The 21,395-nt window shown below is 71.5% G+C and carries 17 protein-coding genes and 1 pseudogene; 11 read left to right on the forward strand and 7 right to left on the reverse strand.

Annotation, left to right across the window (positions count from 1 at the left end; translation table 11 throughout):
• Positions 1–941 (reverse strand): annotated as a pseudogene (locus tag ACFZB9_RS28500) (Fe-S oxidoreductase); the annotation flags it as partial.
• Between the two features lie 339 nt (positions 942–1,280).
• Between ACFZB9_RS28500 and dnaK the strand changes: the two are divergent.
• The 6 genes from dnaK to ACFZB9_RS28530 all read left to right on the forward strand — a co-directional run bounded on the left by dnaK (position 1,281) and on the right by ACFZB9_RS28530 (position 8,076).
• Positions 1,281–3,128: a molecular chaperone DnaK gene (gene dnaK, locus ACFZB9_RS28505; RefSeq protein ID WP_391452108.1), complete on the forward strand. Its 1,848-nt coding sequence runs from the start codon at positions 1,281–1,283 to the stop codon at positions 3,126–3,128.
• The gene (grpE, locus tag ACFZB9_RS28510; protein WP_391451834.1) at positions 3,125–3,748 is read left to right on the forward strand and encodes a nucleotide exchange factor GrpE; all 624 of its coding nucleotides are present in this window, start codon (positions 3,125–3,127) and stop codon (positions 3,746–3,748) included. Before dnaK ends, grpE begins: the two co-directional genes overlap by 4 nt.
• 108 nt (positions 3,749–3,856) lie before the next feature.
• Positions 3,857–5,005: a molecular chaperone DnaJ gene (gene dnaJ, locus ACFZB9_RS28515; protein ID WP_391451836.1), complete on the forward strand. Its 1,149-nt coding sequence runs from the start codon at positions 3,857–3,859 to the stop codon at positions 5,003–5,005.
• Between the two features lie 6 nt (positions 5,006–5,011).
• Complete coding sequence (locus tag ACFZB9_RS28520) at positions 5,012–5,533, forward strand: heat shock protein transcriptional repressor HspR (protein ID WP_391451838.1); 522 nt, start codon at positions 5,012–5,014, stop codon at positions 5,531–5,533.
• 153 nt (positions 5,534–5,686) lie between these two features.
• On the forward strand, positions 5,687–6,724 hold the full coding sequence (locus tag ACFZB9_RS28525; protein WP_391451840.1) for a helix-turn-helix domain-containing protein: 1,038 nt from the start codon (positions 5,687–5,689) through the stop codon (positions 6,722–6,724).
• A gap of 719 nt (positions 6,725–7,443) precedes the next feature.
• Entirely contained in the window at positions 7,444–8,076 is a 633-nt protein-coding gene (locus ACFZB9_RS28530) for a hypothetical protein (RefSeq protein WP_391451842.1), read from the forward strand.
• Positions 8,077–8,122: 46 nt separating this feature from the next.
• Here ACFZB9_RS28530 and ACFZB9_RS28535 read toward each other — a convergent pair whose 3' ends face one another.
• The 5 genes from ACFZB9_RS28535 to ACFZB9_RS28555 all read right to left on the reverse strand — a co-directional run bounded on the left by ACFZB9_RS28535 (position 8,123) and on the right by ACFZB9_RS28555 (position 13,714).
• Complete coding sequence (locus tag ACFZB9_RS28535) at positions 8,123–9,058, reverse strand: LuxR family transcriptional regulator (RefSeq protein WP_391451844.1); 936 nt, start codon at positions 9,056–9,058, stop codon at positions 8,123–8,125.
• 38 nt (positions 9,059–9,096) lie between these two features.
• Positions 9,097–10,155 (reverse strand): LuxR C-terminal-related transcriptional regulator, encoded by a 1,059-nt coding sequence (locus ACFZB9_RS28540; protein WP_391451846.1) that lies wholly within the window; start codon positions 10,153–10,155, stop codon positions 9,097–9,099.
• Positions 10,156–10,801: 646 nt separating this feature from the next.
• The gene (locus tag ACFZB9_RS28545) at positions 10,802–11,134 is read right to left on the reverse strand and encodes a hypothetical protein (RefSeq protein WP_391451848.1); all 333 of its coding nucleotides are present in this window, start codon (positions 11,132–11,134) and stop codon (positions 10,802–10,804) included.
• Positions 11,135–11,411: 277 nt separating this feature from the next.
• Positions 11,412–12,455, reverse strand: a complete 1,044-nt coding sequence (locus ACFZB9_RS28550) for a LuxR family transcriptional regulator (protein ID WP_391451849.1) — start codon at positions 12,453–12,455, stop codon at positions 11,412–11,414.
• Positions 12,456–12,589: 134 nt separating this feature from the next.
• Positions 12,590–13,714 carry a C4-dicarboxylate ABC transporter gene (locus ACFZB9_RS28555; RefSeq protein ID WP_391451850.1) on the reverse strand — a complete coding sequence of 375 codons (1,125 nt, stop codon included), beginning with the start codon at positions 13,712–13,714 and terminating at the stop codon, positions 12,590–12,592.
• Positions 13,715–13,784: 70 nt separating this feature from the next.
• Here ACFZB9_RS28555 and ACFZB9_RS28560 point away from each other — a divergent pair, with 70 nt between their 5' ends.
• The 5 genes from ACFZB9_RS28560 (at position 13,785) to ACFZB9_RS28580 (ending at position 20,870) form a co-directional block, all read left to right on the forward strand.
• Entirely contained in the window at positions 13,785–14,687 is a 903-nt protein-coding gene (locus ACFZB9_RS28560; RefSeq protein ID WP_391451851.1) for a LysR family transcriptional regulator, read from the forward strand.
• A gap of 93 nt (positions 14,688–14,780) precedes the next feature.
• Positions 14,781–17,372 (forward strand): ATP-dependent chaperone ClpB, encoded by a 2,592-nt coding sequence (clpB, locus tag ACFZB9_RS28565; protein WP_391451853.1) that lies wholly within the window; start codon positions 14,781–14,783, stop codon positions 17,370–17,372.
• A gap of 165 nt (positions 17,373–17,537) precedes the next feature.
• Entirely contained in the window at positions 17,538–18,083 is a 546-nt protein-coding gene (locus ACFZB9_RS28570; protein ID WP_391451855.1) for a YbjN domain-containing protein, read from the forward strand.
• Between the two features lie 156 nt (positions 18,084–18,239).
• Positions 18,240–19,400 carry a pyridoxal phosphate-dependent aminotransferase gene (locus tag ACFZB9_RS28575; protein ID WP_391451857.1) on the forward strand — a complete coding sequence of 387 codons (1,161 nt, stop codon included), beginning with the start codon at positions 18,240–18,242 and terminating at the stop codon, positions 19,398–19,400.
• Between the two features lie 216 nt (positions 19,401–19,616).
• Positions 19,617–20,870, forward strand: a complete 1,254-nt coding sequence (locus ACFZB9_RS28580; protein WP_391451859.1) for an Ig-like domain-containing protein — start codon at positions 19,617–19,619, stop codon at positions 20,868–20,870.
• A gap of 103 nt (positions 20,871–20,973) precedes the next feature.
• On the opposite strand, the gene ACFZB9_RS28585 is transcribed toward ACFZB9_RS28580, so the two are convergent.
• Positions 20,974–21,387 (reverse strand): hypothetical protein, encoded by a 414-nt coding sequence (locus ACFZB9_RS28585; RefSeq protein ID WP_391451861.1) that lies wholly within the window; start codon positions 21,385–21,387, stop codon positions 20,974–20,976.
• Between the last annotated feature and the right edge of the window lie 8 nt (positions 21,388–21,395).

Genomic DNA, 21,395 nt, shown 5'->3' on the forward strand with positions numbered 1-21,395 from the left:
TTCCAGGCGGGGCACTGCGACTGGCAGCGGCCGCACTCGGTGCAGGTGGAGAAGTCGAGGATGCCCTTCCAGGAGAAGTGCTCGACCTGCGAGACGCCGAAGACGGCGTCCTCGGCCGGGTCCTCGAAGTCGATCGGGGCGCCACCGCTGGTCATCGGGCGCAGCGCGCCGAGCGCGACACCGCCGTCCGCCTCGCGCTTGAAGAAGATGTTGAAGAACGCCAGGAAGCGGTGCCAGGCCACGCCCATCGAGGGGTTGAGGCCGATGGTGGCCGCCCAGCCGAAGGAGATGCAGATCTTCAGCGTCGCGAAGAGGTAGATCAGGTTGACCAGGGTGCCGTGCGAAAGGCCGTGGAAGGCGGCGACCAGCGGGTACGAGACCAGGTAGCGCACCTCGTACGAGCCGACACCCGCCATCGCGCCCTCGATGCCGCGCAGCGTCAGGATGCAGATGCCGATGCCGAGGATCACGTACTCGACGAAGAACGCCTGCCAGGCGATCGAGCCGGCGAACCGCGACTTGCGCCCGGCCCGCGAGGGCAGGCTGAGCAGCCGGATCACGATCAGCACCAGGATGCCGAGGGTGGTGAAGGTGCCGACCAGCTCGGTGAAGAGCTCGTAGGGCAGCCAGCCGCCGAGCACCGGCAGCACGAACTCGGCGTCGAAGACCTGGCAGAGCGCGGTGAGCAGGGTCAGGCCCAGGGTGAGGAACCCGACCGCGACGAACCAGTGCGCGACGCCGACCACGCCCCAGCGGTTCATCCGGGTGTGGCCGAGGAACTCCACGCCGACCGTCTTGGCCCGCCGGACCGGCTGGTCGGTGCGGGTGGCGTCCGGTTGGCCGGTCTTGACGACCTGGTAGATCTGCATGCCCGCGCGGGTGGCGAGCGCGATGCCGATCACAGTGGTGATCAGCGAGATGACGATCGCTGCTAGCTGCATCGGCTCTCCGTCTCCTGCGGGTGCGAGGGGCGATGTCGAAAGGGGGGTCCAGAGGTACAGCTGTCCCCACCCGGCAGTGTACTCGCCGGTAACTTAATCCAGGGATCGGGGCGGACACTACCGCGCGTTAACGCTGGTTCAGAAGATGCGCAAGGTATGGCGGCGATCACGCCGGGCGATGCTCACCCCTCCGGGGGATGGCGCGGCACCCGTTCTTCGCAGGTGGGAGATAAGCGCGCAATAAAGTTGAGCCTGCCGAACTCATGGCTGTTGACGCTCCGGAAAGCGTCAGGCATGCTTGAGCGCGTAAAGCTCAACTTCTTCCTGGAGGTATCCACGATGGCACGCGCGGTCGGTATCGACCTCGGCACGACGAACTCGGTCGTCAGTGTTCTCGAAGGCGGTGAGCCCACCGTCATCACCAACGCCGAGGGCGCCCGGACCACGCCGTCCGTCGTCGCCTTCGCCAAGAACGGCGAGGTGCTGGTCGGCGAGGTCGCCAAGCGCCAGGCGGTCACCAACGTCGACCGCACCATCCGCTCGGTCAAGCGCCACATGGGCACCGGGTGGAAGATCAACCTGGACGGCAAGGACTTCAACCCCCAGCAGATCAGCGCCTTCATCCTGCAGAAGCTGAAGCGGGACGCCGAGGCGTACCTGGGCGAGACGGTCACCGACGCCGTCATCACCGTCCCGGCCTACTTCTCCGACTCGGAGCGCCAGGCCACCAAGGAGGCCGGTGAGATCGCGGGTCTGAACGTCCTGCGCATCGTCAACGAGCCCACCGCGGCCGCCCTGGCCTACGGCCTGGACAAGGACGACCAGACCATCCTCGTCTTCGACCTCGGTGGCGGCACCTTCGACGTCTCGCTGCTGGAGATCGGCGACGGTGTCGTCGAGGTCAAGGCCACCAACGGTGACAACCACCTCGGTGGTGACGACTGGGACCAGAAGGTCGTCGACCACCTGGTGAAGACCTTCCAGGCCGGCCACGGTGTGGACCTCTCCAAGGACAAGATGGCGCTGCAGCGCCTGCGCGAGGCGGCCGAGAAGGCCAAGATCGAGCTGTCCTCGTCCTCCGAGACCTCGATCAACCTGCCCTACATCACGGCCTCCGCCGAGGGCCCGCTGCACCTGGACGAGAAGCTCACCCGGGCCCAGTTCCAGCAGCTGACCGCGGACCTGCTGGACCGCTGCAAGGTCCCGTTCCACAACGTGATCAAGGACGCGGGCATCAACCTGTCCGAGATCGACCACGTCGTGCTGGTCGGTGGCTCGACCCGTATGCCGGCCGTCGCCGAGCTGGTCAAGGAGCTGACCGGCGGCAAGGACGCCAACAAGGGCGTCAACCCGGACGAGGTCGTGGCCATCGGTGCCGCGCTGCAGGCCGGTGTGCTGAAGGGTGAGGTCAAGGACGTCCTGCTGCTCGACGTCACCCCGCTGTCCCTGGGTATCGAGACCAAGGGCGGCATCATGACCAAGCTGATCGAGCGCAACACCACGATCCCGACCAAGCGCTCGGAGATCTTCACCACCGCCGAGGACAACCAGCCCTCCGTGCAGATCCAGGTCTACCAGGGCGAGCGCGAGATCGCGGCGTACAACAAGAAGCTCGGCATGTTCGAGCTGACCGGCCTGCCGCCGGCCCCGCGTGGCCTGCCCCAGATCGAGGTCACCTTCGACATCGACGCCAACGGCATCATGCACGTCGGTGCCAAGGACCTCGGCACCGGCAAGGAGCAGCGGATGACCGTCACCGGCGGCTCGGCGCTGCCGAAGGACGACATCGAGCGCATGATGCGCGAGGCCGAGCAGTACGCGGAGGAGGACCACAAGCGCCGCGAGTCGGTGGAGACCCGCAACCAGGCCGAGCAGCTCGTCTACTCGACCGAGAAGTTCATCGCGGACAACACCGACAAGCTCCCGGGCGACGTCAAGACCGAGGTCGAGACGGCGATCGGCGAGCTCAAGGAGACCCTGAAGGGCGAGGACATCGCGGCCATCCGCGAGGCCACCGAGAAGGTGTCCACCACCGCCCAGAAGCTCGGCCAGGCGCTCTACGCCAACGCTGACGCGGCCGGTGCGGCCGGCGCCGCGGGTGGTGCCGACGCCGGTGCCAAGCCCGAGGACGACGTCGTCGACGCCGAGATCATCGACGACGAGAAGCCCAAGGGCGGTGCCGCATGACGGAGAAGGCGCAGGGCGTGGAGCCCGGCGACGACTCCGGCGCCGACCAGGCCGACCTGCCGACCGCCGAGGAGGCGCCGGCCGGCGCCGAGGCCTCGGACGAGCTGGCCACGGCCAAGCGCGAGCTGGCCGAGCGCACCGCTGACCTCCAGCGGCTGCAGGCCGAGTACCAGAACTACCGCAAGCGGGTCGAGCGCGACCGGCTGACGGTCCGCGAGATCGCGGTCTCCAACATCCTGGAGACCCTGATCCCGGTGCTGGACGACATCGGCCGTGCTCGTGAGCACGGCGAGGTGACCGGTGGCTTCAAGTCGGTCTCCGACAACCTGGAGACCGTCGTCGCCAAGCTGGGTCTGCAGCAGTTCGGCAAGGAGGGCGAGCCCTTCGACCCGAACCTGCACGAGGCGCTGATGCACAGCTACTCCTCGGACGTCACCGAGGACACCTGTGTCCAGGTCCTGCAGCCCGGCTACCGGATCGGCGAGCGGATCATCCGCCCGGCGATGGTGGCCGTCGCCGAACCGCAGCCGGGTTCCCCGGCCGGCGGTGGAAGCTCCGCCTCCGGAGGTTCGGCCGGCAACGAAACAGCCCCCGAGGCTGACGGTGCGGGCGACAACTGACACGCTGTGCGCTGCGGGGTCTCCCGTCACCTCTGGTGACGGGCGGCTCCGCAGCGCCGTATCGACCCACGGCACCGTTTCGACCCACCCCGGGAGGTGGCAGCAGCCATGAGCACGAAGGACTACGTGGAGAAGGACTACTACAAGGTCCTCGGCGTGCCCAAGGACGCCACCACCGCGGAGATCAAGAAGACCTACCGCAAGCTCGCCCGCGAGTTCCACCCGGACGCCAACAAGGGCGACACCAAGGCCGAGGACCGCTTCAAGGACATCTCCGAGGCCTATGACGTGCTCTCCGACGAGAAGCGCCGCAAGGAGTACGACGAGGCCCGCAGCCTCTTCGGCTCCGGCGGGATGCGCTCGGGCGGCCCCGGCGGCAACGGCTACAGCTTCGACTTCGGCGACCTGTTCACCGGCGCGCAGTCCGGCGGCAGCGGTGGCATCGGCGACGTGTTCGGCGGCCTGTTCAACCGCGGCGGCCGCCAGGCCCAGCCGCGTCGCGGCGCCGACGTCGAGACCGAGGTCACGCTCAGCTTCGAGGAGGCGGTGGACGGCGCCACCGTCCCGCTGCGGATGACCAGCCAGGCCGCCTGCCGGGTCTGCTCCGGCACCGGCGCCAAGGCCGGCAGCACGCCCCGGGTCTGCCCGACCTGCGTCGGCGCCGGCACCGTCAGCCGTGGTCAGGGCGCCTTCGCGCTCTCCGACCCGTGCCGCGACTGCAAGGGCCGCGGCATGATCGTCGACGACCCCTGCACGGAGTGCCACGGCAGCGGCCGGGCCAGCTCAGCCCGCACCATGCAGGTGCGCATCCCGGCCGGGGTCCAGGACGCCCAGAAGATCCGGCTCAAGGGCAAGGGCGCCCAGGGCGAGCGCGGCGGCCAGCCCGGCGACCTCTTCGTCACCGTGCACGTCAGCACCCACCCGGTGTTCGGGCGCAAGGGCGACAACCTGACGGTGACCGTGCCCGTCTCCTTCCCCGAGGCCGCGCTCGGCGGCACCATCGACGTACCGACCCTGAACGGTCCGGCCGTGAAGCTGCGGCTGCCGGCCGGCAGTGCCAACGGCCTGACCCTGCGGGCCCGCGGCAAGGGTGCCACCCGCAAGGACGGCACCCGGGGCGACCTGCTGGTCACCGTCGAAGTGACGGTTCCTCAGGAGACCAGCGGCGAGGCCCTGAACGCTCTGGAGCAGTACCGCGAAGCCACCGCAGCCGAGGACCCGCGAGCCGCCCTCTTCAAGGCGGCGGAGGGAGCGTGATCTGACATGCGTGATTCCGACAAGAGGGCCGACTCCATCGGTGTCGGCCTGGGCGAGGGCCTGCCCGGCGGCCCCGCCCCCCGGCCGCGCCGGGCCGCCGGGCCGGGCGCGCACTACGTGCTCACCGAGGAGACCCCGGTCTACGTGATCTCGGTGGCCGCGGAGCTGTCCGGGCTGCACCCGCAGACCCTGCGGCAGTACGACCGCCTCGGCCTGGTCTGCCCCGACCGGACCGGCGGCGGCGGTCGGCGCTACTCGGCCCGGGACATCCAGCAGCTGCGCGAGGTGCAGCGGCTCTCCCAGGACGAGGGCATCAACCTGGCCGGGATCAAGCGGATCATCGAACTGGAGAACCAGGTCGCCGCCCTGCAGGCGCGGGTCGCCGAGCTGGCCACCGCGGTCGAGGGTGCCGGCGCCGCCCTGCAGGCCCGCGAGGCCGCGGTGCACGCCTCCTACCGGCGGGACCTGGTGCCCTACCAGCCGACGCAGCAGTCCAGCGCCCTGGTGGTCTGGCGGCCCCGGCGGTAGCGCAAGTGGAACGGACCGGAGCGCTTGGTAGCCCACCGATTGATGGGGTGCCAAGCGCTCCTGCACTTGCGTAGAGTGCTGACGTCTGGATAAGGAACGGTTTCCCGGGAGGGAGCGCCAGGGATGGGTTCAATGGGCGGGGGCGGTGGCGAGGTGGATAAGGAGAGCATCGATTTCGTATCCGCCGAGGCCAAGTCTCTGTATCTCCGGGTCATAGCCGCAGGTGGGAGCAGCGAGCTCGAGGAAGCGGACCGTGGCAGACCGTATGCGGAACTGGTCGAGCTGGGTCTATTGGTTCCCAGCCAAGGAAAACAGTTCCTGGTGACGGCCGCCGATCCCGGTCGACTGGCGAATCGGCTTAGTTCGGCATGGCAACGACAAGCGCTTTCTCTGCTCTCCCAAGCCGTAACCGTGCCCAATGCCCTCAAGGGGCTGAGCCAGGCTTATCAATCGCTGGATCAGCAGCCCCACCCCGGCGGACCGGTGGAGCACATCCACGGCCCGGTGGAGATAGGCCAGCGGGTCGATGCCCTGCTCGACGGCGCGCAGTACGAGGTGCTCACCGCACAACCCGGCGGCAGCCGACGGCAGTCGAACGTCGACGACGCGGCGCTCGCCGACGACCTGGCCCTGATCCGGCGCGGCGTGGCCCGGCGGGTCCTCTACCACCCGAGCGCCAGGTACTCGGCGCCCGCGCGGCACTACGTCGAGCGCATGACCGAGGGCGGCGGGGAGGTCCGGACCCTGGAGGAGCCCTTCACCCGGCTCTTCATCATCGACCGGCGCATCGCCGTGATCCCCGTGCAGGGCGACCTGCACAAGGCCGCTTTCGTCAGCGACAAGGCGATCGTCGCCTACATGCTGGACTCGTTCGAGCGGATGTGGGAGCGGTCGAGCCCGTTCCTGGGGGCCACCGAGGTGCCGCCGGAGGTCATCTCCCGGATGCGCGCCAACATCCTGCGCATGATGATCCAGGGCGTGGGTCACCGGGTCATCGCCCGCAACCTCGGCATCAGCGAACGGACGCTCGCCAGGCACATCGCCGACTTCCGCGAGGAGTACGGATCGGAGACCCTCTTCCAGCTCGGCTGGCGCATGGCGCTGACCGCTCCCCTCGGCCTCTACGGCGAGAAGGGCGAGAACTCGGCCGAGGAGGAGCAGTCGCTCCTTCCGGACGCCTCCCCCCACTGACCGATGCCACAGGCAGCCGGCCGGAGCGCCCGAACGGTATGTCAGACCGTGGCAGGAGCAGCGCCGGCGAGCCCGGCAACGCCATAACCCGCGACAACGGTCGCCACCGCCGGCTGGGTGGTCCACCTGGTGTCGTTGGGAGAGGCGGAAGCGTTCAAAAACGACTGAACCGGAGCAGCACCGGGAGCAAGCAGTGCAGCGCCAAGAAGAACAGTGGTCGCTATGGCACGGATCCCGGGGCGAGGTGCACGACGCATGCGGCGCCTCCTTTGTCATGAACCTGATATAACTGGCGTGGGGTGTTACCTGCCGCACTCTGCAACGGCAGTCGCGAACAAGTCTTTATCAAAGCCATACTCGGGGCCCGTTGCAAGATCAGGCATCCACGCAGCCCTGTCATCGTGCTGCCAGTCATAAAAATGACACCGGGTATAGGTACCGACGGCACCATCGCTCCTGTGTCATCCAAATGCCAGTCAGCGAGATGACACCCCGGCTCTGTGGACCACACCCGCCGCCAGCAGTGACGATCAAACGGCGAAGACAGTTCCGACCTCTGGACCGCGGCTCACGACGGCGAGGCGGAGGACACGCCGTGTGCCTCCTATCCACGCTGTTCGTGCTCGCCCCGTCCCGGTCGCCCCCCATCGCGTGCAGCACTGCTTCACCGGCCGAGACCACACTCGGCAAGGCCGACCATCTCCCCCGGAGCCATCACCATGAGTGAGCCGTACATGCGCCAGCACGCAGTCCAGGCCCCCGAAGGCCGTCGGGCCCGTGTCTTCCTCGCCGCGCCGCTCATGCGGCTGACCGGGCCGGCCGACAGCGTCGTGACGCTGGCCAGCCGCACCCGGCTGACCGCGCTGCGCAGCTCGCTGCTGCACAGCGGTGCCGCCGTCTTCAGCGCGCACCACAGTGACGCCTGGACGGTGGACGGCCGGGCCCCGGAGCCCCGGGTGCCCTCGGACTTCCGCGCCATGCAGACCGCCGACCTGGTCTTCGCCTACGTCGGCTCGCCGCTGTCGGCCGGCGTCTCGCTGGAGCTCGGCTGGGGATCGGCGCTGCGCAAGCCGATCGTGCTGCTGGTGGACGAGGCGATCACGCACAACCCGCTGATCGCCACCATCGAGCAGGTCGCCCCGGTCCTCCCGCTGGTCTTCGACGACACCTGGTCGCAGGAGAGCCTGCGGCACATCGTGGAGACCGCGCTCGACTGGGCCGGCATGGCGCTCTCGCTGCGCGAGGGCTTCTGGACCGCGCCCGGCGAGCAGTTCAAGCCGACCGCCGCCCCGCGCGTCTCGCACGCCGACCAGTACGGCGCCTGGCCGAGCAGCGGCGCGGCCACCGGCTGATCGCCCGGGGCCCACACGGTCCGCCGACGGCGGCGGCGGACTGCGATCAGCCCTGGCTGTCCGGGTGCCCGTCGGCACACATCAGCCAGCCCAGCTCGAAGAGGGTCTGCGCGTCGTACTCCTCGCGCAGCGCCGCGATCTGCGCCGCCACGGTCCGTTCGCTCAGCCCCAGCCGGTTCGCGATCGCGCCCTGGGTGAGCCCCCGCGCCAGCAGCGCGGCCAGGGGCCCCTCGGCACCGGTGGGCGGCTCCCAACGGACCCGCTCGGCACGCGCCCAGTCCCGCTCGAAACCGGCCACCACCACGTCCACCAGCACCGGGTCATCGATGAACGAGGCCAGCTGGTTGTGCTCGTAGCCCGCGATGACGACCACCTCGCGGTCGAGGATCAGCGTCCGCAGGAACGGCTCGTCCAGCACCCGGATCCGCGCGCCCAGCCCGGTGGCGTACGCCGCGTAGGCGGCCGTGCCCGGATCGGTGCGCGCTCCCGGTTGATAGATCGTGCGCAGGGCGATGCCGCGCTCGCGCCACTCGCGGGCCGAGGAGCAGGCGTACGGCAGGATCTCCGTCGGCCGGGCACCGCCGGGCTGCATCGTGAGGATCTCCCGCCGGCACTCCAGCGCGAGGTCCTCCAGTCGCCACTGGATCTGCGTGTGGTCGCCCAGGTGTTGAATCCCCGTGCCGCGGGCCGGGACACGCCGCGCCTGGTCATAGGCCCGCGTCAGGTCGGCGAGCGCGGTTGGCGCCTGGTCGGCCTGGGCCAGCAGGGCGACACCGGCCGCGCGCAACTCGGCGCCGAGCCGGGCCGCGGCCGCGCGCGGATTCACCACCCAGCACATGCCGTTGGCGTTCTCGGCCACCAGGCCGGTGGCCCGCAACCGCTCGAAGGCCGGCCGCAGGTCGTCCGTCACCTCCCCGGTCGGGAACAGGCCGCCCCGCGCCAGCAGTGCCACGTACAACTCCCGCGCCTCGGCGTCCGGCACGGGCGGGAGGGCCTCCCCCGCGCCCCCGGACAGCGGACTCACCGCCCCGGATCGCCCTTCGCGTCGCCCGCCGCGGCCCGCATCAGCCAGCCCAGCTGGAAGAGCGTCTGGGCGTCGTAGAGTTCGCGCAGCCGCGAGATGTGGCCGGCCACGGTGCGCTCGCTCAGGCCCAGCCGGCCGGCGATCATGCGCTGGGTCAGCCCCTGCGCGAGCAGCCGGCCGACCTGGGCATGGATCGGCAACCCGACGGTGTCCGGCGCGGCCCCGTTCCACTGGGCGGGCTCGGCGCGCTGCCAGTCGCGTTCGAACATGCCGACCAGGAAGGCCACCACGGCCGGGTCCTCGACCAGGGCGGCGCCGCGGTACTCGGGGCCGTCGGGGATCACCACGGTGCTGCGGTCGAAGATCAGCATCCGCTTGAACGGCTCGCCCAGCACCCGGAACCGGACACCGAGTTCGGTGGCGGCCAGCACATAGGCGGCGGTCGGGGGATCGGAGCGGGCGGCGGGGTCGAAGAGCGAGCGGACCACGCCGCCGTTCGCGAGGCACCAGCCGATCCGGGCGTAGGCGCCCTCCGTCACCCGGACGGAGAGCGGGCCGCCCGGCTGGGCCGAGAGGATCTCGTCGTGCGACGCGGCGCTCAGCCGGTCGAGCAGCCGGGCGATCTCCGCGGCGCCGTGCAGGTGCCGCACCTCGCCGGAGCGGTCGACCTTGCGGGGCGTCAGGTCATAGGCCCGGGTGAGGTCCTCCAGCAGCGCCGGCATCTCCTGGGCCTGGACCAGCAGGCGGGTGCCGGCCGCCCGCAGCTCCTCGCCCAGCCGGCTGCCGACCGCGCGCGGATTGACGGCGGTGTAGCTGCCGAGCTCGGGGACGGCGGTCAGCAGGCCGAGGTCGAGCAGCTCCGCCACCTGGGCCTGCTCGGCGGCGCTCACCTCGCTCATCGGCAGTCGGCCGCCCTCGGCCAGGATCGCGAGGTACAGCGCGCGCGAGGCCTCACCCGGCAGCGGGCCTCCCGGGGCCGTCGGCGCGACCTCCGGAGCCGCGCCCCGGCCGGTTCCCGCTCCGGTGTCCGCCGCTGAGCCGGCTGCCTCGGCCACCCCGTCCCCCCTGCGCGCTGCACCGGCGGTCGATCGACCGCACGGGTCGCATCATCTCATCAGGAGTCGGCCGGTGGCCTGCCCGGGTCGATCACGGGCGGCGGGAAACCACGAATCCGGACTGCCCGCCCCCGTACGGGACAGTCCGGTGCTTCGCGGACAGCGGATCCGTCCCGGAGCCAGGGACTCGAGGTCTCCTGCGCTCCGGGCGGATCCACCACATCGACGCCAAATCCAAGGTGCTTCCAGCGAGGCGGAGCAGCAACGCCTCGCTGGTACCGGGCCCGGTCGTCATCACCACAAATGACGGACCACCCGGCGTCCGACGGTTCTTCGCACAGATACCTCTGCCCCTGTGCGAGGAGGACGGACGAGTCACCACCGACGGGCTGCGGTTGCCCGGGCGGCTTGGCGTACCCACAGCCTCACAGCGCGTGGGCTCTGGGACAAGGTTGTTTCGGCTTCAAGTTCCCGCAACTGCACGAACGTGCAGAATCGACTCGCCCAGCACCCTTCGCATACCGCATGAGCTGGGAGAATGAGAGAACGTTCGGTCTACGCGCGGTGCTCGCCAGGACGCGTCGGGGCGCGTCGCGGATGCTCCGCTCCGCTCCCACCTGTTCGTTTCGACCCGGTTCGGTGCAGCTCAGTGCAGCGTGACCCGCCCGTTCGAACCGCGCACCGCACCGTCCAGCGCCTCGGCCGCCTTCACCCGCACATACGGCGACAGCCGGGTGGCCGCCAGCGCGCGATGGGTGAGCGACTGGTCGTCGGCCCAGACCTCCGAGCCGAGCTCGACCAGCCGGGCCAGTTCGGGTACACCGTCCGAGACGGCGGCGAAGACGCCGTCCTCGACCAGGTAGAGGATCACCCGGTCACCGGCCTCGGCCAGCGTCACGGCCTCGCGCAGGAAGCCGTCCGCCCCCGGTTTGCCCCAGACCGCCTGACTCTCCACCAGCACATGTGACTGTCTGCCCACCGCACACTCCTCCCCGTCCTGCCCGCGGGGAGGCCAGCACCGCGCTCGCGCGCGGAGCCCCCGATGTGCCACCCCGACAAGCTGCCTGACTGTCCATCAGACAGATCGACAGGCCAAGCCCGCCGACCATAGTCCGACAATCAGGCTGGCTCCTGGGCGGGCCCACGGCAAGGCGCCCGACCGTGCACATTCCCGCAGCTGCGTAATCGTGCAGCGTGCGGGCCGACCGCGCGCTGCGGATATGCGCCCGTACGCGGCTGGACACGACCGCTCGGGGTCACCCCGCCTCGGCGTCCCGCTCGGCTCCCGGTCCGCCGCGCTCGCCCGTGCCGCGCATCAGCCAGCCCAGCTGGAACAGCGTCTCCGCGTCGTACTCCTCGCGCAGCCGGGCCAGATGCCCGGCCACGGTGCGCTCGCTCAGGCCCAGCCGGGCCGCGATGCCGCGCCGGCTCAGCCCGCCCGCCAGCAGCCGGGCGATCCGGTGGGTGACCGTGCAGTTGTCCGGGATCATGTGCGGCGCCCCCCAGGCCACCCGCTCGGCCCGCCGCCAGTCCCGCTCGAAGAGCTCCACCAGCATCTCCACGGCGGTGGGGTCGCAGACGAAGGCGGCGCTGCCCATGTCCGCGGAGGCCGGGATCACCGCCACCAGCCGGTCGAAGATCAGCATCCGCTGGAAGTCCTCGTCCAGCACCCGGATCCGCGCCCCGTACGGGGCGACGGCGGCGGCATAGGCGCTGGTCGCGGGGTCGGTGCGGGCCACCGGCTGGTACAGCGTGCGCATCGCGCCGCCGGCCCGCAGGAACGGGACGTCCTGGGCCATCGCCCAGGCCAGGTGGTCCGGGGGACGGTCGCCGCCGGGCTGCGCGGTGAGGATCTCGGTCTCGGCGTCGGCGACCAGCTGGGCGATCCGGTGCCGGATGCTGTCCCGGTCCTGGACCGTCTCCACCGTGCCGGTGCGGTCGATCCAGCGCGGCGCCCCGTCGTAGGCCTGGGCCAGCTCGTCCAGTGCCGCGGGCAGCTCCTCGGCCTGCTGGAGCAGCCCGGCCGCCCGCCGGCGCAGCGTCCAGGCCGCCCGTCCGAGGTAGGCGCGCGGGCTGACCGCGGAGTAGAAGGTGCCGCCGGGCAGGCCGCGCACCAGGCCGAGTTCCAGCAGCCGCACCAGCGCGGGCCGGTCGGCCGGGCGCACCTCGGCGGACTTCACCCAGCCGCCCTGGGCGACCACGTCGAGGTAGAAGGCCCGGGCGGTGGGGTCGAGTTCCAGATCCGCCGGCAGGACGCCAGGCTCGGCCCGCGACATCCGCACCACTCCCCCTGTCGCCACCACCCGTACGGTGTCAGCGCGTCACCGGCCTTTGACTGTCCGCTGCCATACTGCCAGTCGACTCCGGCGGGCGCGAGGGTGGCCGGTCCGCTGGCCCGCACGGGCGGCGCACACACCGTCTGCGCTGGTCCGGCTCACGCCGCCCGCAGCAGCCGGCCGCCCGCCAGCGCCGCCACCGTGCGCACGCCGACCACGGCCCACAGCACGAGCAGCAGCCCGTACAGTGCCACGGTCAGCCACCCGAAGCCGGCCAGACCGGTGTGCCGGGTCAGGCCCGCGGCGCCGGTCACACAGGTCCCGACCGGGAAGGTGAAGGCCCACCAGGTCATCGCGAACGGCATCCGCGCACCGCGCAGCGCCCGCAGGTTGGCGGCGCCCGCGATCAGCAGCCAGAGCAGCGCGAAGCCGATCACCGCCACGCCGTAGAGCACCGCGAGGCCGAACGCGGCCCCGGCCAGGTGCGGCGCCGCCGCGTGGGCGGCGTCGGCCAGGTTGCCGGCAGCGGTGGTGGACTGGCCCAGCGGGCCCAGCACCAGGAAGAGCGAGGGGGTCAGCAGCAGCGGCAGCTTGCTGTGCACCAGGCCGGCGAAGACCACCGGCAGCAGCACCAGGGTGGCCAGCAGGCTCGCCCCGAAGAGCGCGTAGCAGCCGTAGAAGAGCCCGGGGCGCAGCGCGGCCGGCAGGTGCGGCAGCAGTACCGGGCCGAGCGCGGCCGACACCATCGGGGCGACCACCGGCAGCAGCCAGGTCGGGTTGGCGCGCAACGCGGACAGCTCGTGCCGGGTGACCATCAGATAGGGGATGCCGGCCGCCACCAGCACCGCGTAGAGGGTGCCGAGGCTCCACAGCGCCAGGTCGAGCGCCGCCGCCGGGCCGGTGCCGATCAGGTGGCCGCCGACGGCCAGGGTGCCGTAGCCGACCGCGAGCAGCGCCATCGGCGGGCAGCCGTAGAAGACGGCGGTGGCCGGGTTCACCAGCAGCTGCTCGCGGGCCGCGGCCCGGTGGCGGGTCAGGTGCACCAGCCGGGCCGCGACCAGGGTGAGCAGCGCCAGCACGGCCAGCGCCCAGAGGGCCTCGGCGAGGACGAGCCGGCCCGGCACCCGGTAGGGCAGCGCCACGGCGCCGTTGGCCACGATCGCGGTGCCCATCACCGCGGCGTACCAGTTCGGGCCGAGCTGCCCGAGGTCCCAGCGCGGGCGGCTGGTGGTGATGCCGGCGGCGGGGCCGGTCTCTGCGGGTGCGACGGTGACGGTAGCCATGACCCCACCCTGCGCCGCCCCACCGCCGGCCGGTAGCCGTCCGCGCTCTATGCGGGCATAACCTGGACCTATGACTCTCTCGAACCGGGTCCCCGAGCTCGGCGCGCTGGAGCTGCTGCTCGCGGTGGCCCGGCACGGCAGCCTGGGCCGGGCGGCGGCCGAGCTGGGCATCAGCCAGCCCGCCGCCAGCGCGCGGATCAAGGGCGTGGAGCGCCAGCTCGGCGTCCCCCTGCTGGAGCGCTCGCCGCGCGGCTCGCGGCCCACCGCCGCCGGGCAGCTGGTGATCGGCTGGGCCCGCCAGGTGGTGGAGGCCGCCGAGGCGCTGGACGCCGGCATCTCGGCCCTGCGCGAGGACCGCGACGCCCGGCTGCGGGTGGTGGCCAGCCTCACCGTGGCCGAGTACCTGATGCCCGGCTGGCTGCTCGCGCTGGCCGCCGCCCGCCCGCAGACCGTGGTCACCCTGCGCACCGCCAATTCCGCCACGGTGGCCGAGCGGCTGCTGGCGGGCGAGGCCGACCTCGGCTTCGTCGAGGGGCCGCGCGCGCCGGCCGGGCTGACCGGCACGGTGGTGGCCACCGACCGTCTGGTGGTGGTCGTCGCCCCCGGCCACCCCTGGGCCCGGCGCCGCACCCCGGTCACCGGCACCGAACTGGCCGCCACCGCGCTGGTGCTGCGCGAGCCCGGCTCGGGCACCCGCGAGGTGCTGGACCGGGCGCTGGCCGACTGCGGGCCGCGGGCCGGCGCGCTGCTCGAACTGGACTCCAGCACGGCCCTGAAGGCCGCCGCGATGGCCGGCGCCGGTCCGGTCTGCCTGAGCGAGCTGGCGGTGGCCGACGAACTCGCCACCCGCCGGCTGGTCGAGGTGCCGCTGACCGGCCTGGACCTGCGCCGCCCGCTGCGCGCCGTCTGGCCCACCGGACGCCGCCCCGCAGGCCCGGCGCGCGACCTGCTGGGCTTTACCAAGAAAACCTGAGCGGGTTAGACTCAACTTAGCTGATGGCCCGGCTGGCTATCGGCGACAGAAACCGAAGCAGCTGCACAGCAGGAGGAGCAAGGACCAGTGGCCATGGACGCGAGCAAGTTCACCACCAAGACGCAGGAAGCCCTGTCCGCCGCGATCCGGCAGGCCGGCGGCGCGGGAAACCCGGACGTCAGGCCGGTGCACATCCTGCTCGCCCTGCTGGAACAGCCCGAGGGCATCGCCCGTCCGCTGCTCGACGCGGTCGGCGCCGACGCCGCCCAGCTGATGGCCGGCGCCCGCCAGCAGTTCCGGGCGCTGCCCAGCGCCCAGGGCTCCACCGTCGCCGCCCCGCAGCTCGGCCGCGACACGATCGCCGTGCTGGAGGACGCCGGGCGCCGGGCCGAGGCGCTGGACGACGCCTACGTCTCCACCGAGCACCTGCTGGTGGGCCTGGCCGCCGAGGGCGGCCAGGTCGCCGAGCTGCTCAGCCGCCAGGGCGCCACGCCCAAGGCCCTGCTGGACGCCTTCACCGAGGTGCGCGGCAGCGCCCGGGTCACCTCGCCGGACCCCGAGGGCACCTACAAGGCGCTGGAGAAGTACGGCACCGACCTCACCCAGGCCGCCCGGGACGGCAAGCTCGACCCGGTGATCGGCCGCGACCAGGAGATCCGCCGGGTGGTCCAGGTGCTCTCCCGGCGCACCAAGAACAACCCGGTGCTGATCGGCGAGCCCGGCGTCGGCAAGACGGCCGTGGTCGAGGGCCTGGCCCAGCGGATCGTGGCCGGCGACGTCCCCGAGTCGCTGCGCGGCAAGCGGCTGGTCTCGCTCGACCTGAGCGCGATGGTGGCCGGCGCCAAGTTCCGTGGCGAGTTCGAGGAGCGGCTGAAGGCCGTCCTGAACGACATCAAGCAGAGCGACGGCCAGGTCGTCACCTTCATCGACGAGCTGCACACCATGGTCGGCGCGGGCGCCGGCGGCGACTCCGCGATGGACGCGGGCAACATGCTCAAGCCGATGCTGGCCCGCGGCGAGCTGCGGATGGTCGGCGCCACCACGCTGGACGAGTACCGCGAGCGGATCGAGAAGGACCCGGCCCTGGAGCGCCGCTTCCAGCAGGTGCTGGTCGGCGAGCCCACGGTGGAGGACACCATCGCGATCCTGCGTGGCCTCAAGGGCCGCTACGAGGCGCACCACAAGGTGCAGATCTCGGACGCCGCGCTGGTGGCCGCCGCCACCCTCTCCGACCGGTACATCACCGCCCGCTTCCTGCCCGACAAGGCGATCGACCTGATCGACGAGGCGGCCTCCCGGCTGCGGATGGAGATCGACTCCTCCCCCGTCGAGATCGACGAACTCCAGCGCGCGGTGGACCGGTTGCGGATGGAGGAGCTGGCCCTCGACAAGGCCACCGACCCCGCCTCGGTGGAGCGGCTGGCCCGGCTGCGCCGCGATCTGGCCGACAAGCAGGAGCAGTTGGCCACGCTGACGGTCCGCTGGGAGCAGGAGAAGAAGAGCCTGAACCGGGTCGGCGCGCTCAAGGAGCGCCTCGACGGCCTGCAGAGCAGCCTCGAACGCGCCCAGCGGGACGGCGACTTCGAGCAGGCCTCCAAGCTGAAGTACGCCGAGATCCCGGCCGCCGAGGCCGAGCTGGCCGAGGCCCAGGAACGGGCCGAGGACGAGCACGCCAGCGCCACGATGGTCAAGGAGGAGGTCGGCCCCGACGACATCGCCGACGTGGTCGGCTCCTGGACCGGCATCCCGGCCGGCCGGCTGCTCGAAGGCGAGAGCGCCAAGCTGCTGCGGATGGAGGAGGAGCTGGGCCGGCGCCTGATCGGCCAGCAGGCCGCCGTGCAGGCCGTCTCGGACGCGGTGCGCCGCACCCGTGCGGGCATCGCCGACCCGGACCGCCCCACCGGCTCCTTCCTCTTCCTCGGCCCCACCGGCGTCGGCAAGACCGAACTCGCCAAGGCGCTCGCCGACTTCCTCTTCGACGACGAGCACGCCATGGTCCGGATCGACATGAGCGAGTACGGCGAGAAGCACTCGGTCTCCCGGCTGGTCGGCGCCCCGCCCGGGTACGTCGGCTACGAGGAGGGCGGGCAGCTCACCGAGGCGGTGCGGCGCCGCCCGTACAGCGTGGTGCTGCTGGACGAGGTGGAGAAGGCCCACCCCGAGGTCTTCGACGTGCTGCTCCAGGTGCTGGACGACGGCCGGCTCACCGACGGCCAGGGCCGCACGGTCGACTTCCGCAACGCGATCCTGATCCTCACCTCCAACCTGGGCTCCCAGTACCTGGTGGACCCCACCGTGCCGGAGGCCGCGAAGAAGGAGCTGGTGCTGGACAGCGTCCGCTCCGCCTTCAAGCCGGAGTTCCTCAACCGGCTGGACGACATCGTGGTCTTCGACCCGCTGGGCTCCGCCGAGCTGAGCCGGATCGTCGACCTCCAGGTGGCCAAGCTGGCCGGTCGGCTGCACGAGCGCCGGCTCACCCTGGACGTCACCCCCGCCGCCCGCGACTGGCTCTCGCTCACCGGCTACGACCCGGCCTACGGCGCCCGGCCGCTGCGCCGCCTGGTGCAGTCGGCGATCGGCGACCAGCTGGCCAGGGCGATCCTCTCCGGCCAGGTGCGCGACGGGGACACCGTGGTGGTCGACCGCGACGAGGCCAACGACCGGCTGACCGTCGCCACCGGCTGATTCCGCCCGCCCGGGCCCGGTGCCCCTTAGGGCTGCGCGGTGCCGTCCGGGGCCCTTCCGGGCCCGGGACGGCCTGTGCCCGAGGCGCCGGATGAGGCAGGATGGAGACATGGAAGGGCGGCCCCAGATCACCAGCCACCCTCGTGCACTGTGAAGGGACCTCCCGTGAGCGTTGACCCGTCGTCGATCCCGTTCTTCGGCGCGCCGCAGCCCCAGCCCGGCGACCAGCCGGCCGGGCCGCCGCCGATCGTGGTCCCGGACCAGTCCCTGGTGACCCAGTTGCTCGACCGGATGCAGCTCAAGCACGTCGTGGACGAGGAGGGCGACCTCACCGCCCCCTGGGACGGCTTCCGGGTCTACTACATGTTCCGTGGCGAGCAGAAGGAGCTCTTCGCGGTCCGCTCCTTCTACGACCGCTCCTACCCGCTGGAGCGCAAGGGCGAGATCCAGGACCTGATCGACGAGTGGAACCGTGAGACCCTCTGGCCCAAGGTCTACACCCACACCCACGAGGACGGCGTGGTCCGCCTGATCGGCGAGTCCCAGATGATCGTGGGCACCGGCGTCAACCTGGACTACTTCGTCACCACCACCGCCAACTGGACTCAGGCCGCCGTCGGCTTCGAGCAGTGGATGGTCGAGCGCCTCGGCCTGCAGCAGGACATCGAGGGCGAGGACGGCGAGGACACCCCCGACACCGACGAGGCCTGAGCCAGGCCCCACCCGACGCAGCCGGTCCGCCCCCGTGGCGGACCGGCTGCGCTGTTCCCGGTCACCGTCGGGTGTCCCCCGGTGCTGTCCGGTGCTTGTCCGGTGCTCGTCGCGCGGCGGAAGATGGGCGCGACTACGAGTTGCGAGGAGCCACACATGGGTGCGAGGCCGCTGCTGAACCGCCGACTGGCCGGGATGGGCACGACGATCTTCGCGGAGATGTCCGCACTGGCCACCGCGACCGGGTCGATCAACCTCGGCCAGGGTTTCCCGGACACCGACGGGCCCGCCGCCATCGCCCGGGCCGCCGCCGACGCCGTGCTGACCGGCCGCGGCAACCAGTACCCGCCCGGCCCCGGGATCCCCGAGCTGCGCGCCGCCGTCGCCGAACACCAGCAGCGCTTCTACGGGCTCTCGTACGACCCCGACACCGAGGTGCTGGTCACCGCCGGCGCCACCGAGGCCATCGCCGCCGCGCTCCTCGCCCTGCTCGAACCCGGCGACGAGGTGATCGCCTTCGAGCCGTTCTACGACTCCTACGCCGCCTGCATCGCGATGGCCGGCGCGGTGCGCGTTCCACTGACGCTGCGTCAACCCTCCTTCCGTCCCGACCTGGACGAGCTGCGCGCGCTGATCACCCCGCGCACCCGGCTCCTGCTGATCAACACCCCGCACAACCCCACCGGGCTCGTCCTGGATCCCGCCGAACTCGCCGCCATCGCCGAACTCGCCGTCGAACACGACCTGTTGGTCATCACCGACGAGGTCTACGAGCACCTCGTCCTGACCGGCGCCCACCACCCCATCGCCGCCCTGCCCGGCATGCGCGAGCGCACCGTCGCCATCTCCTCGGCCGGCAAGACCTTCTCCTTCACCGGCTGGAAGGTCGGCTGGGTCACCGCCGCCCCGGAGCTGGTCGCCGCCGTCCGCACCGCCAAGCAGTACCTGACCTACGTCAGCGCCGGCCCCTTCCAGTACGCCGTCGCAGAGGCGCTGCGCCTGCCCGACGACTACTTCACCGAGTTCCGCGCCGACATGCTCCGCAAGCGGGATCTGCTCGCCGACGGGCTTCAGGCAGCCGGGTTCGGGGTCTTCCGGCCGGCGGGCACGTACTTCATCACCACCGACATCACCCCGCTCGGCGAGAAGGACGGCATCGAGTTCTGCCGCACCCTGCCCGAGCGCTGCGGCGTCGTCGCCATCCCCAACGTGGTCTTCTACGACAACGCCGACGCCGGTCGCCCGCTCGTCCGCTTCACGTTCTGCAAGAAGGACGAGGTCCTCCAGGAGGCGGTGAGCAGGCTCCAGCGGCTCTGACCCGCCCCGGGAGCCCGGGGCTCCGACAACTCCATCATCGATCTAATGTCCTGATTCTGTGACAGTCGCATTTTCAGCACCACCATTTCGGCCCCTCCAAGCGTCAGACAGACCGAGCCGATCAACACCCCGATCACCAGGGAGGCCCGGCTCACGCACTCGGTGGAGCCGGACGGACAGGGGAGAAGAGCGATGCGGTCGATGTGGGCGGGGTCCATGGGTGGACGGACGACCGGTGAGGGATCCTGGCGGCGCACCGGCCGAGCGGGCCGGCGGGCCGGGGCGGCGCTGCTGCTGGGCAGCGTCCTGGTGCTCACGGCGGCCTGCGGGCCCGACAGCGGCGGCAAGCCGGCCGCGGCGAACGGCGGGGGCGGCAAGCCGGCCGCGACGGCGCCGGACAGCCCCACCGCCAAGCCCTCGGCGGCCGTGGTGGACGTGGAGCCCAAGGACGGCACCAAGGACGCGGCGCCGAACGGCGCACTGAAGGTCTCGGTCGCCAGTGGCAAGCTGACCGACGTCTCGGTGACCGGCCCGAACGGCAAGACGGTGGACGGCACCCTCGCCACCGACGGCACCAGCTGGACGCCCTCGGCCGCCCTGGCGGTGGGGACGGCCTACCAGGTGAGCGCCAAGGCGGTCGACGCGAACGGCGTGCCGACCAGCACGACCAGCGGCTTCAGCACGCTCACCCCGAGCAAGACGGACCGCCCGACGGACAACCTCGCCAACGGGGATCCGACCTACGGCGTGGGCATGATCGTCAGCGTCATCTTCCCGACGGCGGTCAAGAACACCGACGCCGCCGAGAAGGCGATCACCGTGGAGGCCTCCGACGGCAGCCCGGTCAAGGGTCACTGGTTCGGCAACAGCCGACTGGACCTGCGCCCGCAGAACTTCTGGAAGCCCGGCACCAAGGTGACGGTGCACTACCGCACCTCGAACGTGGAGCTCGCCCCCGGCGTCTACGGCGCCGGGGACCGCGACGAGTCCTTCACCGTCGGCCGCTCGAAGATCAGCACGGCGGACGCCGCCGCGCACACCATGACCGTCCAGAAGGACGGCGCGGCACCGCAGACCATCAAGGTGACCGCCGGGGCGAACGACAACCCCTCGTGGAACGGCACCATGGTGATCTTCGGGAAGGAGCGGATGGTCCACATGGACTCGAGCACCACCACCATCAAGGGCGCGGCCTACGACGTCTACGAGCCGCACGGCCTGAAGATCACCGACACCGGCTCCTACGTGCACGGCAACCCCGCCGCCGTCGAGGCCGCCGGCAACTCCAACATCAGCCACGGCTGCATCGGGCTGCCGGACACCGACCAGGGCGACGACAACTCGGTGGCCGGCAAGTTCTTCGCGGACTCGATGATCGGCGACGTGGTGATCGTCAAGAACTCGGTCGGCGAGCAGGTCAAGCCGGACAACGGACTGAGCGGCTGGAACATGGCCTGGTCCACCTGGTAGCAGCCGGGCCGGCCCCGGCGCCGGCCCCCAGGGGCGCGGATCTCCCAGGCGGTCCCCTCCCGTCGGTAGGAGAAGACCACCTGGAACTCCGTCAGCGACTGGATCACCCGCGCCGCTCCTGCTCGTCCTGCATCGCGTCGGGCCACTCGTTCGTCCCGGGCCAGTTGTTCCCGTCCGGCCCGCTGTTCGCCTCGGGCCAGGGGTTCAGCTCGCCGATGTCCGGGACCGCGCTGAGCGCCGTCGGACAGAGCGAGCGCAGCTGCCCCGCCGCATCCGCGTCGCTGCCCTGGTAGGCCTTCACGGTCGCGTCCACCTTGCCGGACACCAGCGTCATGCCGCGCCGGCACTGGCTGATCTTGCCCTCGAAGAAGTGCGCGACATCCGGAACGATCCCGCTGATCAGCGCCAGCAGCCCCTCCAGACCCGCGGCGTTGGAGCACTGCCCCGTCAGGCAGGGTGCTGTCGCAGCGCTGTTCAGTGGAGAGGAAGCTCTTCGATTGCGGTGAGCGCTCGACACCCCCCTGG

It is taken from the genome of Kitasatospora sp. NPDC008050 (genome assembly GCF_042957465.1).
Lineage (GTDB): Bacteria > Actinomycetota > Actinomycetes > Streptomycetales > Streptomycetaceae > Kitasatospora.

Excerpts from the sequence above, each read along its gene's own strand:
- ACFZB9_RS28530 (WP_391451842.1), top strand. The coding sequence starts at position 7,444 with ATGAGTGAGCCGTACATGCGCCAGCACGCAGTCCAGGCCCCCGAAGGC.
- dnaK (WP_391452108.1), top strand. The coding sequence starts at position 1,281 with ATGGCACGCGCGGTCGGTATCGACCTCGGCACGACGAACTCGGTCGTC.
- dnaJ (WP_391451836.1), top strand. The coding sequence starts at position 3,857 with ATGAGCACGAAGGACTACGTGGAGAAGGACTACTACAAGGTCCTCGGC.
- grpE (WP_391451834.1), top strand. The coding sequence starts at position 3,125 with ATGACGGAGAAGGCGCAGGGCGTGGAGCCCGGCGACGACTCCGGCGCC.
- ACFZB9_RS28560 (WP_391451851.1), top strand. The coding sequence starts at position 13,785 with ATGACTCTCTCGAACCGGGTCCCCGAGCTCGGCGCGCTGGAGCTGCTG.
- ACFZB9_RS28520 (WP_391451838.1), top strand. The coding sequence starts at position 5,012 with ATGCGTGATTCCGACAAGAGGGCCGACTCCATCGGTGTCGGCCTGGGC.
- clpB (WP_391451853.1), top strand. The coding sequence starts at position 14,781 with ATGGACGCGAGCAAGTTCACCACCAAGACGCAGGAAGCCCTGTCCGCC.
- ACFZB9_RS28575 (WP_391451857.1), top strand. The coding sequence starts at position 18,240 with ATGGGTGCGAGGCCGCTGCTGAACCGCCGACTGGCCGGGATGGGCACG.
- ACFZB9_RS28580 (WP_391451859.1), top strand. The coding sequence starts at position 19,617 with ATGGGTGGACGGACGACCGGTGAGGGATCCTGGCGGCGCACCGGCCGA.
- ACFZB9_RS28555 (WP_391451850.1), bottom strand. The coding sequence starts at position 13,714 with ATGGCTACCGTCACCGTCGCACCCGCAGAGACCGGCCCCGCCGCCGGC.